This window comes from Nocardia sp. NPDC004068, from assembly GCF_042874315.1.
Classification (GTDB): Bacteria; Actinomycetota; Actinomycetes; order Mycobacteriales; family Mycobacteriaceae; genus Nocardia.
This window is the reverse complement of record NZ_JBIAMW010000001.1, coordinates 266,087-280,999: the sequence shown is the minus strand read 5'-3', so window position 1 is coordinate 280,999 and position 14,913 is coordinate 266,087. Positions and strand designations below refer to the sequence as shown.

Genomic DNA, 14,913 nt, shown 5'->3' with positions numbered 1-14,913 from the left:
CAACCCGCGCGTCGAGTCCGTGCAACACGCCGACCCTTCCGATCGGATCCTTACCACACAGTGTTCGGGTGGATTCACACTGTTCGGGCGGGTCGATGGCCCTGCCGCCCGGCCATGTCCGGTCTTGACAACAGTCGATCGCCGGGGTTCTCCGATTCCCGATCGATGCCCGTGCTGTTCCCGTATCGACCATCGCCGCGCAGGTCGAGACGTGGCACTAGCAGTAGTTGTAACGTCATGTCCGAAGTAAGGTTTCTGGCATCCGTCTGTCATATCGACATCGCTTTTCCCGACGCGTCGACATAGTCGCTAACAGTCGATCCTTTTTGATCTTGCACACCCCTAGGTCCGCTGGTATGTTTCCGGTCATGGTCGATTCTGGGGGTGAGTACGCCAAGAGGTGATCGGCTGGGATGCGCGGTAACGCGGTTGGACTCGCCGACATGAATGGTCGTCGCCGAGACCGACGGCTGTGCGAATTCGCTATCTCTACGGCGTCATTTTCGGAAGTACGCCAAACGTTTTGGCCACCGCTATTCCTTCTTTCACCGGGGGTGTCAATGATCAACGAACAGAACGATTTGGGTGCGGTCGTCCGGCGCGGCCGTCGTCGCGTCGGGCTGACGCAGCACGAGGTCGCCTCGCGTGCCCACATCAGCGTGGGCGGGCTGCGCGACATCGAACAGAACCGGGTGACCCGCCCGAGGAGCAGCACCCTGCGCCGACTGGCCGTGGCGCTGGAGCTGTCCCCGGCCGAGGTCGAGGAGTTGGTGCAACTGGGTCAACAGGGTTCGGTCCTCGCCAGCGACCTCCGCCTGCAGGTGATCGGCCCGCTCGAGGTGTGGGTCGACGGCGCCCGGATCGAACTGAACTCCGATCGGCAGCGCACACTGCTCAGCCTGTTCGTGCTCAATCCCGGTGCGACCGTGAGCGTCAGCGCGCTCGCCGACGCGATGAGCGACGGGAAGGGCGCGCCGGCGATGATCGATATGGTCCGCACCCAGGTGTCGCGACTGCGGCGCCGGCTACAGTCCAAGACCGACGGACCCAGCGTATTGGTGGCCACCCCGGGCGGTTACACCCTGCGCGTCGAGACCAACCAGCTCGACATCCTCGCCTTCCGCAAACTCGCCGACAACGCCCGGCGCGACCGGGACGCCGGACGGCTCGACACGGCCGTGGCCCAATATCGGCAGGCAATCGGGTTGTGGCGCGGCACACCGCTTTCCGATCTGCCGGAACTGCAGCAGCACGCCGCGTTGGTGGAGATCAACCGCGAGATCGAGGCGGTGCTGCTCGAATACGCGGAGACCGCCGCCGAGGCCGGGCGACACAGCGAACTGCTGGTGCCATTGCGGCGCTTCGTCGACGCCAATCCGCTGCACGAGATCGCGCACGCCCGGCTGATGACCGCTCTGGCCAACGCCGGGCAACGCGCCGAGGCGCTGCGGCTGTTCGAGACGCTGCGCACGCGGCTGGCCGACGAACTCGGCATCGATCCCGACCGGGAGGTGTCCGACGCCTACCTCGCGATCCTGTGCAACGAGACCGATCATTCGCGGACCGGCGGCGCCGCGACTCCCATACCGACCCAATTGCCCGCGGACATCCCGTGTTTCGCGGGCCGCGACCATCACCTGGCCCATCTGGACTCCTTGATCGAGGCCGGACCGCCGGACATCAGCCCGGTGATCGCGCTGCAGGGGCTGGCCGGAGTGGGTAAGACGGCCCTGGCCACGCACTGGGCGCATCGGGCGGCGGGGCGCTTCGCGGACGGGCATCTCTACGCCGATCTCGGCGCCGACGGCGCGCGCGACCCGAACGACATTCTGGGCGGATTCCTCATCGCCCTGGGTGTGCCGCCGCTGTCGATTCCGCGCGGGCTCACCGATCGGGTCGGCCTCTACCGCAGCATGCTCTCCGAACGCCAGATGCTGATCGTGCTCGACGATGCCCGGCACGCACAACAGGTGCGGCCGCTGCTGCCCGGCTCGCCGGGGTGCGCGGTCCTGGTGACCTCCCGGTATCAGATGCGCGGCCTGATCACCGCGGCCGGGGCGCACTCGATGGTGCTGGATGTCATGTCGGAGAACGAAGCTCGCATCCTGCTGCATCGCCGGATCGGATCGAGCCGGGCGATGGCCGAGGCCGAGGCCGCGGAGACGATCATCCAGCGCTGTGGCGGGCTGCCGCTGGCGTTGTCGTTGATCGCGACACGGGCGGTGATCAATGTGCGCCTGTCGCTCACCGCGATCGCCGAGCAACTGGCCGAGCACGCGCATCCGCTCGATGTGCTGGTCAGCGACGAGGACACCACCGATCTGCGGACCGCGTTCGCGTCGACCTGCGACGCGCTGAGCCGGGAGGCCGTGCAGCTGCTCACCCGGCTCGGGGGCACGACCGACCGCCGGTACGAGATCGGCACGGTCAGTAGGGAATTCGCGTTGCCAGCGGATCGGGTGGCGGCGTGGTTCGACGAGTTGGCGCGGGTGTACTTCGTCGCCGAGACGATGCCCGGCCGCTACCAGATGCACCCGCTCGTGCACGCCTACGCCGCCGAACTGGCCGCCGACCGCCGCACCGAGCGCGCGGAACTGCTGCCCGCCCAGGCGTCCTGAGACGGCGGCTGGCCGGGGTCTGCGCGCCCCGGCCAGCGGCGGTTCAGCTCTTCAGGCCGCCGGAGACCTTGCTGAGCACCTCGGTGGCGAAGCGTTCGATGTTCTCCCCCACCAGCTTTCGATCGCCCGCGCCCTCGAAGCCGAGCACGATGTGAGCGGGGTTGGCGATGTCGATCAGTTCCTCCAGCCGCTCCACGCAGTGTTCGGCGGGACCGACCGGGTTCTTGTCCATCCACTCACCGAGCAGCTTCTCTCGCGCCGCTCGTCCCTCGAGCACGCGCTGCTCGAGCTGACGCAGGTGGTAGCCGTAGTTCGGCAGCTTGCGCAGATCCTCCACTTGCAAGCGAACCTTGTTGACCTCGTCGGCCCACCAGATCAGGTCCGACATCAGCTGCTTCTTGGCCTCTTCGGCGGTGTCGGCGAGGAAGCTGACGCACGTCAGCATGTGACCGATCGTCGAGACGTCGTGACCGAACGCCTCGGCGGTCTCGTTGTACAGCTCGAGCCGCGAACGGATCTCCTCGTCCTCGACGGTGGTGACAATGAGCAGCGGCAGACCCTGTTCGGCGGCCCACTGCACCGTCGACGGCGACTCACCGCCCACGTAGACCGGCGGGTGGGGAGTGGTGTACGGCTTGGGGAAGACAGGCACCGGGTCGAATCGGTACTGCGGGCCCTTGCCGCCGACCTCTTCCTGGGTCCAGGCGCCCCTCATGATGTCGACGCATTCGTGCAGCATGGCGTGCGTCTGGGACGGGTCGACATCGAAGACCTTGTAGTCGCGGGCGCAGCAGCCGCGGCCCAGACCGAGATGGAAACGCCCGCCGGAGATCTGATCGAGCAGGGCCGTGCTCTCGGCGAGCCGCACCGGATGCATGAACGGCTGAACCAGGACCGCGGTGCCGACGTGCAGGTCGGTGGTGCGGCCGAGGATGTGCGACGCCAGGGTGATGGTGTCGGGGCAGATGCCGTACGGGGTGAAGTGGTGTTCCAACAGCCAGGCGCTGTGAAAACCGTTGCGTTCGGCCAGTTCCGCGTGTTCGAGGGTGGTCAGCAGCACCTCACGCTCGGACATGTACGGCGGATGTGCGGTGGTGAGCAGGACGCCCCAATCGGGCATGACGTTCTCCTAGATTCGGCTGGTTCGGTGGGATCGGACGGCCGTACGCGGCGCCGGCATCAGAACGCCAGATCCTTGTAGCGGCGATGCTCGAGGAAGTCGGTCTGATCGACCTCGAGGACCATGCCCTTGGGTCGCACCCGGGCCGGCGCCTCGGTGGAGGCGAACCGGACCAGGCGCTGGAGGGGCCGCAATCCGTCGTGCGCGCCGCCGACCCGGAAGAAGTTCGACAGCCCGAGATCGACGAAGCGCGAAACACCCCGGCGCGCGAGCGCGTCGCGGTGCTCGGTGACGATGTCCCACGGCGCGCAGGCCACCGTCTGCACGGACGGATCGGCGTAGGCGTAGGACTCCCGCAGGTCCCGCACCGGGTGCACGATCAGGGTGCGGCCCAGGGGCGCCGCCGTGCGGGCCGCGGGCGGTGCGACGATGACTGCCGCGCGCCCGGCGGCGAAACGCACTGTGCCGTCCTCGAATTGGACGTGCAGGCGGGCCAGGTTGAGTTGCGCGGAGTCGTCGACGTCCAAAGCCCTTGGCGGCAGCAGTTTCTCATAGCGTTCGAGGGCGGGGGCCAGTTCGGCGAGGAACCGGTCCAGGACCGCCTCCTCGACGTAGGCGCGTTGGGTGGAGAAGCAGGCGGCCTGGTCGTAGCGGCTGACGTCGTGGGCCGCGCCGAGGGCGGCGGCCTTCAGGTCGGCGTCGGCGCCCACCAGGGCGAAGCTCCACTTCGGACCGAAGGGCAGGAAGGCGGCCTCGGGCGCGGTGTGTTCGTGCGCCCACTCCAGCGCCGCCCCGCCGCCCCATGCGCAGACGGCGTCGGCGGAGCGCACCAGATCGGTGCCGCGGGGGTCGCCCTCGGGCCAGTACACGACGTTGATCGCCCGCGCCACGGGGTGATCGGGGGCCACGTCGAGAATGCTCAGCGCCAGCGACATCGCGGTCACCGGATCGCCCGAGGCGACCTTGGCGACCGACACGTTCTTCGTGATCAGCGCGCGGACCAAGGACAGGATGTTCGACGACGGCACATTGCCGGGCATGATGTGCACGACCAGCCCGCGCGGGAAGGCACGCACCGTCGCCTCGTCGCTGTGCACCCATTCGTCGAGCACGAACTGGCTGCCCAGTTCCAACTCGACCAGGTCGTGCATGCGACTGTGCGAGCACAGGATCGCGGCGATCCAGTCGGCCTCGGCCTCGGCCGCCTGTTCGGAGTAGCCCATGATCGCGCGCAGCCGGGTGATGTAGAGGCGGCGCAACGTGTATTCGTCGCTGCGCCAATTCTTTCCGACGCGGTGCAGGATCGCGGTGATCTCCGACAACGGGACGTCGGTGAGCAGATGCCGGTCCACGGCGGCCAACCTCTGGGCGAGTTCGTCGTCGAAGACGGGGAGCACGACCTCGCAGTGGTCGCCGACGCGGATCCGTTGCCGTTCGCGGCCGGAGACGCGCTTGCCGTCCACGACGAACGGCACTGTGATTGCGGTGGTGGGTGTTTCGGTGGTGGTCATCGCGCGCTCACCCGGCCCGGCCGGCCATCTCGGGGCCCGCTTGTTCGGCGACGGCGCGGTCGCGCTCGCCGGTGCGGGTCTGTAGCAGCTCCTCGAAACCGGGGAAGGTCACCTCGAATTCGGGCGGGCCGTCGTGACCGGGGGTGGGTCCGGCGATGTAGCGCGTCAACTCCTCGAGGACGAGTTTCACCGCGGCCGGGTTCTTGGCGATGTCGTGACCGTTGAACGGCAGCTCGACCAGGATGCGGGGGGCGTTGTCGCGGGTGGCGGTGAACGCCTGTCGACAGTCGTCGATGTCGACCCAGGTGTCGCCGGTGGCGACGCAGTTGACCACGGGCACCGAGATCTCGGCGAGGCGCGCGGTGATGAGTTCGGGCGTCAGGCCGCCGCCGGGTTGCATGGCCTGCCAGAGCCGGGTCGGCTCGACGTCGTGGCCGTCGACGTGCACGAGGGGCGGCAGTTCGGCCTGGGTGTAGACCGAATAATCCTCGCCGCAGGCGACTTTCAGGGTGCGCACGCCGTTCACCACACCCGACAGGCCGACGATGCGGTCGATGCCCGGATCCTCGACGGCGATCTTGTACGCGGCCGCGGCGGCGATGCTCAGTACCACCAGCCGCACCTCGTGGACCCGTTCGGTCCGGCGCGCCAGATCGATGACCGCGCGGAAACTCTCGTCGAGGTCCTCGAGATTGAAGTCGACGATCTCGCCGTCGCTGAGGCCGAGGTGGTTGACCGAGTCGAACCGGTAGACCGTGCAGCCGTTGCGCACCAGGCACAGCGCGATCGCGCCGGCAGAGCGCATGGTGCGGGCGTAGCCCGCGCTGATCACGACCACGGGGCCGCCCGGGTCACCGGATGTGCTGCGCCACACCGCGACTCGGCGGCCGTCGGAGATGTGGACATCGAGTCGTTCCGTGATCATCGCTCAGATCCCTGTTCTCGTGCCGGGCGCATGGTCGCCAACGTCTCCGCGCAGCCCTGATGGGTCGCGCCGCGCAGCCGTCGCTGCCAGACCAGCCGCGAACCCGCTCTGCCGCAGTCGCAATCGCCCTCCTCGACCACGCCGATGTCGTCGGAGATGACGAAGCACGGGTAGCTGCGGGCGCTGGCGTCGGAGTAGCAGAGCACGCCGGGGGTGCCCGGCGGCTGCGGCGCGAAGGTCACCGGATCGCGGGTGACGGCGTGCACCCACGGGGGTATGTGTTTGTGATGGTGGCGGCATTCGGGGAAGACGCTGTTCACCTCGACCTGGTTGAACACGTCGCGCACCTGGGTCTCGTCGGCCAGTCCGAACGCCGTACAGGCGTTGGCGCGGAAGCGTTCCGGAGAGACGCTGCGGGCCAGTTCCCGTTTCCAGCCGCCGCCGGTGAACACGGTCAGGATGGTGCCGCCCGCGATGTCGATGCCGTGTCCGGTCACGTACTCCATGAGGTCGGCGACCAGGAACGGGGCGCCGACGAGCAGGACGTGCTCGTGGTCGGTGACCGCCCGGCGCAGCTCCGCGGCCGCCTCGGCGAGGCGAAACTCGTTGCCGGACACGTAATATCGCATCGGCGCGAGCTGCTCGAGCAGCCCCATGACGTAGGCGAACCACACCTGCCCGGCCTCGAACCGGGTGGGGCCGAGGTTCAGGATCACGCCGGTTTCGTCGTCCAGGCCGCCGACGATGTCGCTGAGGACCGGACCGTCCGGGCGCAGCGATCCGCAGAACCGTTGCAGGGTGACATCGTCGCGATGCACCACGCTGCGCACCCCGGAGGTGCCGGAACTGGTGAAGCTGTGCACGATCTCGGCGGCGTCGACACTGCGCACCGGGTGGCGTTTGAACAGCGAGACCGGCAGGTGCGGAATGCGGGACAGGTCGCCGTCGAGATCGGCGGCCGCGGCGACGCCCGCCCGTTCGGCGAAACGCCGGTAGGGCGGGCAGTTGCCCAGGTGCCAGTCGAACGCCTCGCTCACCAGCTGGTGCCGCAGCCGGGTCACGGCGGCGGAATCCATGTCGAGCCAGGCGTGTTCGCCGAAGATCACCTCGTCGATCGCGGCGACCGCGGCCAGCCTGCGGGTCTGGGTCGGCGCGGTGCCCGCATTCGCCACCCCTGTCATCGCCTCACGCGTCCGTCCGGGTCTCGGCGCGGGTGGTGCGTGGGACGGCGAAGGAGTGTCGTTCACCGGACCAGGCCGTGCGGGCCAGCTCGGATTCGATCTCGGCGAGGTCGGCCGCCGACAGCTCGATCTCGACCGCCGCCGCGTTCTCCGCGATCCGGTTCGGTTTGGTGGTGCCGGGGATCGGCACGACATCGTCGCCCTGATGCAACAGCCACGCCAGCGCCAGCTGTCCCGGCGTGATCCCGCGGGCGGCGGCCAGCTCGCGCAGCCGCTCGAGCCGAGAGGTGTTGCGGGCCAGATGTTCTCCGTGGAAGCGTTGATCGGGTAGCCGGTCGTCGTCGGGGCCGAGCGCGTCGAGGTTCAGGCCGCCGGTGAGGAAGCCGCGGCCCAACGGGCTGAACGCCACCACGCCGATGCCGAGTTTGCGGGCGAGCGGGACGATGTCGTCCTCGATCTCCCGCCAGGACAGCGACCACTCGAATTGCACAGCGCTGATCGGGTGCACGGCCGCGGCCCGTTCCAGTTCCGCCGCTCGCATTTCCGACAGGCCCAAATAGCGGACCTTGCCCGCGGCGACGAGTTCGGCCATGGTGCCGACGCTGTCCTCCACCGGGACCGTCGGGTCGACGCGGTGCAGGTAGTACAGGTCGATGTGATCGACGCCGAGGCGGGCGAGGGAGGCGTCGCAGTAGCGGCGGATGTCGTCGGGGCGGGCGCACAGGCGCGCGTCCTCACCCGGATTGTCGCGCACGATACCGAATTTCGTGGCCAGCACGGCCTCGTCGCGGCGGCCCGCGAGGGCCTTGCCGACGAGGCGTTCGTTGTTGCCCGCGCCGTAGCTCATCGACGTATCGATCAGGGTGACACCGAGATCGAGTGCGCCGCGCAGGGTGGCGATGCTGGTGGCGTCGTCGGCGGGACCGTAGTCCTGCGACATGCCCATGCAGCCCAGGCCGATCGCGGAGACCGACAGCCCTTGGGTTCCGAGGTTCCGAGTCTTCATCGCAACCCCTCAGAGCCGCGCGGGCAGGGCGGAGTAGTTGACCACCAGCACATCCCGGTGCGCGGGCTTGGTCTTGTCGATCGCCTCGATCGGGGTGACGGCGTGGTAGGTGCGCTGGTCGTCGTTGAGCAGCAGTTCCCCGGCCTGTTCCAGGGTGACCGTGCGCAGCCGGTTGCCGTTCTCGTCGTAGGTGGAGCTCTCGCCGCCGGTGATGTTGAGCCGGTCCAGCAGCAGCGAACCGACGAAGGTGACACCGTCGCGGTGCCGGCCCTCGGGCGCGGGCTTGCCCATCTGCTCGCCCGCGATGATGCGCACCGGGTGCAGTTTGATCAGCCAGCGGCGGGTGCCGTCGACGGTGGTGAAGATGCGGCCGAGGGTGATCAGCGCCGACCGCAGCAGCGGATCGCCGGTGAACGCGTCGGTGAGCGGCTCGTAGACGCGGTCGACGCCGCCGTTGAGTCGGTTGTAGTACTTCTCCTGCCGGTACGGCTCGTGCGGAAGCTGGATCAGCTCACCGGATTCGGGGTCCAGCTCGAACTGCCCGTAGCGGCGGTAGCGGTAGGTGCCACCGTCGGCCATGAACGTGTCGAGGAGCAGATCCTCCCAGTTGGCGGCCAGCCGGGCCCAGTCGTCGGGCCCGGCGTCCAGCAGGTTCGAGAGGGTTTCGGCGCTGATCAGGCACTCACCGACGTCGGTGAGTGCTCCGACGATCTCGTGGGCCTTCTCGTCGAGAACGATGCTGCCTGGCATTCGCGGTCCTTTCACGGTGTGGCCGGGTCTTCATCGTGACCGGATCCCGTGGCGGGCCGTGGGCAGCGATTGGACACCGCCTCGCGGCGGACGGCGCAGGTCGCGGCCGTGGACGGTCACGACGCACGAATCGGCTACGGGGTGGGCCGCCGGGGACGGGTCGCGGGCGGCCTCGCGCGGGCCGAACTCCGCCGTCAATCCGGTTCGCCGCCGGTCCCATCCGCTCGACCTGGGAAATCACCCGCGCACGCGCTGCCTTCGGATGTTCGGACGCTGACGTGTCCACTACGCAGAATCGCCATGCGACCGAACCGAATTCGTGACGACGTTGGGATACTCGTATGACGATCACGACCCCCGCACCGGGACCGGCCCTCGAGCAGCAGCCGGTCGGCCCGGTGTGTTCCTACAACGAGTGGGACCCGCTGGAAGAGGTGATCGTCGGCATCGTCGACGACGCCACCTTCCCGCCGTTCCACGACTGCCTGCCGCCGGTGCTGCCCAGCGGTCAGGTCGAGACCTTCCGCGCCCAGGCGGGTCGGCCGTTCCCGGCCGAGCGCATCGCCGCGGCGCGACGCGAACTCGACGAGTTCGCGCGCATCCTGACCGCGGAGGGCGTGAAAGTCCGCCGCCCCGAACCGATTCCGCAGACCACCGAGTTCCGCACGCTGCACTGGGCGAGTACCGGCCTGTACGCGGCGATGCCGCGCGACGCGCTGCTGGTGGTGGGCACCGACATCATCGAGTGCCCGATGGCGTGGCGGTCGCGGTACTACGAGTCGCTGGCCTACCGGCCGCTGCTCAAGGAGTACTTCCACGGCGGCGCGAAGTGGAGCGCCGGTCCCAAACCGGAGCTCACCGACGAGCTCTACGACCACGAGTGGACCGATCCCGGCGACGGCGAAACCCGTTTGGTGATCACCGAATTCGAGCCGACCTTCGACGCCGCCGATTTCACCCGCTGCGGCCGCGACATCATCGGCCAGATGAGCAATGTGACCAACGCCTTCGGCATCGAATGGCTCCAGCGTCACCTCGGCGACGACTACCGGGTGCACGTGTTCGAGTTCGCCGACACGCATCCGATGCACATCGACGCGACCCTGGTCCCGCTCGCCCCCGGCAAACTCCTGATCAATCCCGAACGGGTGCCGAAGGTTCCGCACCTGTTCAAGGACTGGGACGTGCTGCACGCGCCGCGGCCGATCATTCCCGACGCGCATCCGCTGTACATGACCAGCAAGTGGATCAACATGAACATCCTCATGCTGGACGAGCAGCGGGTGATGGTGGAACGCCAGGACGAGCCCATGATCGAGGCCCTGAAGAATTTCGGGTTCACCCCGATCCTGTGCAACTTCCGCAATTTCAACAGCTTCGGCGGCTCGTTCCACTGCGCGACCCTCGACGTTCGCCGGCGAGGGACATTGCAGTCCTATTTCTGACGGCGCTCGCGTCCCGACGCGGCGGCGGGCGTGCGGCAGGGGTACGTCCGCCACTCGCCCGCCGGGCGGCGGCGACCGGACGTGGCGAATCGTGAAGTGGCGCAGGGGCACCGGGGCCCCGAGCGCGGTCAGCCCGCGGTCATACCACCGTCGACGAGGTACTCGGCGCCGGTGCAGTAGCTGGATTCCGTGCTGGCCAGGAAGACGACGAGGCTCGAGACCTCTTCGGGGAGGCCGAGGCGGGCGCGGGGGTCCGCGTCGCGGTCGGCGGTGCTACCCGCGGGGGCGCCGATCATGGGAGTGAGGATGCCACCGGGATGGACGGAATTGACGCGGACGCCGTGCGGTGCCAGTTCGAGGGCCGCGGATTTGGTGAGTCCGCGCAGGCCGAATTTGGAGGCGGTGTAGGCGTGCATGCCGGCGACGCCCTGGATGCCCGCGGCGGAGGAGATGTTGACGACCGAAGCGGGGCGGGCGGCGACGAGGGCGTCGCGGGCGGCGGTCAGGCCGAGGAAGGGGCCGGTGAGGTTGATGGCCAGGACGCGTTGCCATTGCCGCTCGGTGTACGCGCCGAGCGGGCCGCCGTCGAGGACGCCGGCGTTGTTGACCAGAACGTCGAGTTTGCCGAAGCGCCGGACGGTTTCGGCGACGGCGGCCGCCCAGTCCGCCGCGCGGGTGACGTCCAGATGGACGTAGGCCGCAGCGTCGCCGAGGTCGGCGACGAGGCGCGCACCGGCGTCGTCGGCGATGTCGCCGAGTACGACGGCGGCGCCCTCGGCGACGAAGGCCCGGGCGTGCGCGGCGCCCATGCCGGAGGCGCCCCCGCTGATCAGGGCCACGCGTCCGGCCAACCGTGCGGTCATTGTCGTTGTCCTCCCGGATCATTCGGTGGTGCCGGCGCGGTCAGACCGGCCACCACGAAATCGCGCAGCGCGGCCACCGCCGACGCCGACATCTCCCGCCCCTCGCAGCCGCCCCCGCCGAACCGCAGGATGATCAGATCGAACGCCAAGGCCCAGCGGCGACGACTCTCCCGCGCGCTCACCTCGGGCAGCAGGCCGACCCACGCGTCCATCCGGAACCACGGCCGCCGCCACAGATCCACCCGTTGTCCGAGCGCGAATCGGGCCAGCAGCCGCAGATGCAATCGGCCCACCGGGTCCTCGGCCAGTCCGCTGAACGGCGCGAGCACCTGCTCGACCACCGCGGCCACCGGCCCGCCCGCCGCGGTCACGCTCGCCAGCCGCTCGGCCCACAGCGGGGCGAGCCGATCCTCGAGCAGCGCCACCACCAACTCGTCCTTGGACCCGAAGTGATAGTGCACCGCGGCCGGATTCGCTTCCGCCGCAACGCAGATCGCCCGCACGGAGACCGCGTCGTAGGGCTCGGTCAGCAGCAACCGCTCCGCCGCCGCGAGCAACCGCTCGCGGGTGCCCACCGAGACGTCACCTGCCACGGCAGAAAGTAGAACAGGTTTCAAGAGCGTTTTCAATCATTGATTGAATCACCGGGCGTTCCACGCGTCACAGACCCCCGGGTTTATTTAGTTAGCCCTTGCAACTATATTAACTGGAGGCCCTATCCACTTGCCGTCGATGAGGGAGTTACCTTGGCTACCGCTCGATCCGCCGATGAGGTGGACGTCTCCGACGTTCGGACCATCGGCCGCCGGCTCCGCGTCGACCGCGATCACCCGCACTACAAGTGGGTGGCGTTGTCGAACACGACGCTCGGCATGCTCATGGTCACCATCAACTCGTCGATCGTCATCATCTCGTTGCCGGCGATCTTCCGCGGTGTGCACCTCGATCCGCTCTCCCCCGGCAATGTCAGCTATCTGCTGTGGCTGCTCATGGGGTTCCTGCTCACCTCCGCCGTGCTGGTGGTGATGTTCGGGCGACTCGGCGACATGTTCGGGCGGGTGCGCATCTACAACGCGGGGTTCGTGGTCTTCACGCTCTCGGCGATCGCGTTGTCGTTCGATCCGTTCGATCTGGGAGGTGGTGCCCTCTGGCTGATCGTCTGGCGCGTGATCCAAGGCGTCGGCGGCGCCATGCTCATGGCGAATTCGGCGGCGATCCTGACCGACGCGTTCCCGGCCAGTCAGCGCGGTATCGCGCTGGGCATCAATCAGGTTGCGGCCGTGGCCGGTTCGTTCCTGGGTCTGCTCATCGGCGGTCTGCTCGCCGAATGGGACTGGAAGGCCGTGTTTTGGGTGAGCGTGCCGTTCGGCATCGTCGGGACCATCTGGTCCTACCGCTCGCTGCACGACAACGGGGTGCGCACCCCGGGGTCACTGGATCTGCCGGGCACGATCACCTTCGCGCTCGGTCTGACCGCGCTGCTGACCGGCATCACGTACGGCATTCAGCCGCACGGTGATTCGAAGACCGGCTGGACCAATCCGTGGGTGCTGGCCGCGGTCATCGGCGGCATCGCCCTGCTGGTGATCTTCTGCGTGATCGAGGCCAAGACACCTCAGCCCATGTTCAATCTGGGGCTGTTCCGCAATCGGACGTTCGCGCTCGGCAACTTCGCAGGGCTGATGGCCTCGGTCGGCCGCGGCGGTATGCAGTTCATGCTGATCATCTGGTTGCAGGGCATCTGGCTGCCGCTGCACGGCTACGACTACGAGTCGACGCCGCTGTGGGCCGGTATCTACATGCTCCCGCTGACCATCGGATTCCTTGTGGCGGGACCGCTTTCGGGCTGGCTGAGCGACAAGTACGGCGGGCGGAAGTTCGCGGCGGGCGGCCTGTTCGTCTCGGCCGTGACGTTCGTGCTGCTGGTGATCATCCCGGTGGACTTCAACTACTGGCTGTTCGCGCTGGTCATCCTGCTAAACGGGCTCGGCACGGGCGTCTTCACCTCGCCCAACACGGCCGAGGTCATGTCCGCGGTCCCGGCCTCGCAGCGCGGCGTGGCCTCGGGTATGCGGTCGACGCTGATGAACGGCGGTATGGCGCTGTCGATCGGCATCTTCTTCTCGCTGATGATCGTCGGTCTGTCCGGCACGCTGCCCGGGGCGATGAACTCCGGGCTGCGCGAGCAGGGCGTTCCCGCCGACGTGGCCTCGCAGATCGCCGATCTGCCGCCGGTGGGCAGCCTGTTCGCGACCTTCCTGGGCTACAACCCGTTCAAGGAATTGCTCGGTCCCAGCGGCACTTTGGACAAGCCGGGCGTGCATGCCGATGTGCTGACCGGGCAGGAGTTCTTCCCGCATCTGATCTCCGGGCCGTTCCACTCCGGTCTGATCGCGGTGTTCCTGACGGCCGCGGTGATGATGCTGCTGGGTTCGATCGCGTCGTGGTTCGCACGCGGCGACAACTACGTCGAGCACGAGACCGCCGAGGTGGCCGAGGCCGCCCGCGAGGGACTCCTGACCGACGGCGACGCCACCGCGGCGTTGGCCGCCGACAACGGCTCGAACGGCCGTCACGCCGTCGCGACCGCGGTCCGGCCCGCGCCGGTACGGGCGCCGCTCGCGGACGGGCGCACGATCAGCGGTCAGGTGCGGCGGGCCGACGGCCATCCGGTGGCCGGTGTGGCGCTGACGCTCATCGATCAACGGGGACATCAGGTTTCGCGTGCCTCCGGTGATCGGGACGGCGGCTATGTCATCGAGCCGCCCGCGCCCGGGAGCTACGTGCTCATCGTGTCGGCGGGCGGACATCAGCCCGCGGCGGTGACCGTCGGCATCGATGGGCAGCCGCAGCGGTTGGATGTCACCTTGCAGGGTTCGGGCGAGCTGACCGGCCGGGTGCTGTCCGCCAAGGGACGGCCCGTCGCGGGCGCCACGGTCACGCTGACCGATATGCGCGGGGAGGTCGTCGGTGCGGCGGTCTCCGATGGCGACGGGAGTTACGTCTGCCCGGGCGTGGTCTCGGGGACCTACACCCTGGTCGTCATCGCCGAGCGCATGCGGCCGACCGCGACCATGCTCACCGTCCCCGACAGCGGAGTGCTCGAGCACGACATCGAGCTGGCGCCGCTGGCGATGCTGACCGGTTCGGTCCGCGCCGACGGGCGCCCGGTGCCCGATGCCCAGGTCACCGTCCGCGATGAGGGCGGCACGGTCCTGGGGACCGCACGGACCGACGACGAGGGCCGATACACGGTGACCGATCTGCCCGAGGGCGACTACACGGTGATCGCGCGGGGCTATCCCCCGGTGACGACCCGGGTGGCCGTCAACGGCGGCGCGGTCGAGCACGATGTGCACCTCGGGTTCGACCAGCCGTCCAACGGCACGAACGGGCACGCCGTCGAACGGGACCACTCGGTGCGCAGCGGGTTCCGCGCCGAATGAGCCGTGCGTGTTTCCGCACACGGATCGCCACCCCGGCACCAAAGGTGT

At 68.6% G+C, this 14,913-nt stretch carries 11 protein-coding genes; 3 read left to right on the top strand and 8 right to left on the bottom strand.

Annotation, left to right across the window (positions count from 1 at the left end; genetic code table 11):
- Positions 1 to 560: 560 nt before the first annotated feature.
- Positions 561 to 2,618: a BTAD domain-containing putative transcriptional regulator gene (locus ACFYTQ_RS01400; RefSeq protein WP_387356085.1), complete on the top strand. Its 2,058-nt coding sequence runs from the start codon at positions 561 to 563 to the stop codon at positions 2,616 to 2,618.
- Between the two features lie 43 nt (positions 2,619 to 2,661).
- Here ACFYTQ_RS01400 and ACFYTQ_RS01395 read toward each other — a convergent pair whose 3' ends face one another.
- Genes ACFYTQ_RS01395 through ACFYTQ_RS01370 form a run of 6 tightly spaced genes read right to left on the bottom strand, consistent with a single transcriptional unit; the run spans position 2,662 to position 9,111 of the window.
- Positions 2,662 to 3,738: an LLM class flavin-dependent oxidoreductase gene (locus ACFYTQ_RS01395; protein WP_387356083.1), complete on the bottom strand. Its 1,077-nt coding sequence runs from the start codon at positions 3,736 to 3,738 to the stop codon at positions 2,662 to 2,664.
- A gap of 59 nt (positions 3,739 to 3,797) precedes the next feature.
- On the bottom strand, positions 3,798 to 5,249 hold the full coding sequence (locus tag ACFYTQ_RS01390) for an aldehyde dehydrogenase family protein (RefSeq protein WP_387356081.1): 1,452 nt from the start codon (positions 5,247 to 5,249) through the stop codon (positions 3,798 to 3,800).
- Positions 5,250 to 5,256: 7 nt separating this feature from the next.
- On the bottom strand, positions 5,257 to 6,174 hold the full coding sequence (locus tag ACFYTQ_RS01385) for a hypothetical protein (RefSeq protein WP_387356080.1): 918 nt from the start codon (positions 6,172 to 6,174) through the stop codon (positions 5,257 to 5,259).
- Positions 6,171 to 7,355, bottom strand: a complete 1,185-nt coding sequence (locus ACFYTQ_RS01380; RefSeq protein ID WP_387356078.1) for a hypothetical protein — start codon at positions 7,353 to 7,355, stop codon at positions 6,171 to 6,173. The genes ACFYTQ_RS01385 and ACFYTQ_RS01380 overlap by 4 nt, the downstream gene beginning before the upstream one ends.
- 4 nt (positions 7,356 to 7,359) lie before the next feature.
- Positions 7,360 to 8,361: an aldo/keto reductase gene (locus ACFYTQ_RS01375; RefSeq protein WP_387356076.1), complete on the bottom strand. Its 1,002-nt coding sequence runs from the start codon at positions 8,359 to 8,361 to the stop codon at positions 7,360 to 7,362.
- A 9-nt stretch (positions 8,362 to 8,370) separates the two neighbouring features.
- On the bottom strand, positions 8,371 to 9,111 hold the full coding sequence (locus ACFYTQ_RS01370) for a 2OG-Fe dioxygenase family protein (protein ID WP_387356074.1): 741 nt from the start codon (positions 9,109 to 9,111) through the stop codon (positions 8,371 to 8,373).
- Positions 9,112 to 9,452: 341 nt separating this feature from the next.
- Between ACFYTQ_RS01370 and ACFYTQ_RS01365 the strand changes: the two genes are divergently transcribed.
- On the top strand, positions 9,453 to 10,556 hold the full coding sequence (locus ACFYTQ_RS01365; protein WP_387356072.1) for a hypothetical protein: 1,104 nt from the start codon (positions 9,453 to 9,455) through the stop codon (positions 10,554 to 10,556).
- A 128-nt stretch (positions 10,557 to 10,684) separates the two neighbouring features.
- On the opposite strand, the gene ACFYTQ_RS01360 is transcribed toward ACFYTQ_RS01365, so the two are convergent.
- Both ACFYTQ_RS01360 and ACFYTQ_RS01355 read right to left on the bottom strand, forming a co-directional pair.
- A complete protein-coding gene (locus tag ACFYTQ_RS01360; protein ID WP_387356070.1) occupies positions 10,685 to 11,419 on the bottom strand; it encodes an SDR family oxidoreductase in 735 nt (244 codons plus the stop codon).
- A complete protein-coding gene (locus tag ACFYTQ_RS01355; protein ID WP_387356068.1) occupies positions 11,416 to 12,012 on the bottom strand; it encodes a TetR/AcrR family transcriptional regulator in 597 nt (198 codons plus the stop codon). Before ACFYTQ_RS01355 ends, ACFYTQ_RS01360 begins: the two co-directional genes overlap by 4 nt.
- A gap of 279 nt (positions 12,013 to 12,291) precedes the next feature.
- On the opposite strand from ACFYTQ_RS01355, the gene ACFYTQ_RS01350 reads away from it, so the two are divergent.
- Positions 12,292 to 14,865, top strand: coding sequence for an MFS transporter (locus ACFYTQ_RS01350; RefSeq protein ID WP_387356975.1), 2,574 nt, complete (start codon positions 12,292 to 12,294; stop codon positions 14,863 to 14,865).
- Positions 14,866 to 14,913 lie beyond the last annotated feature (48 nt).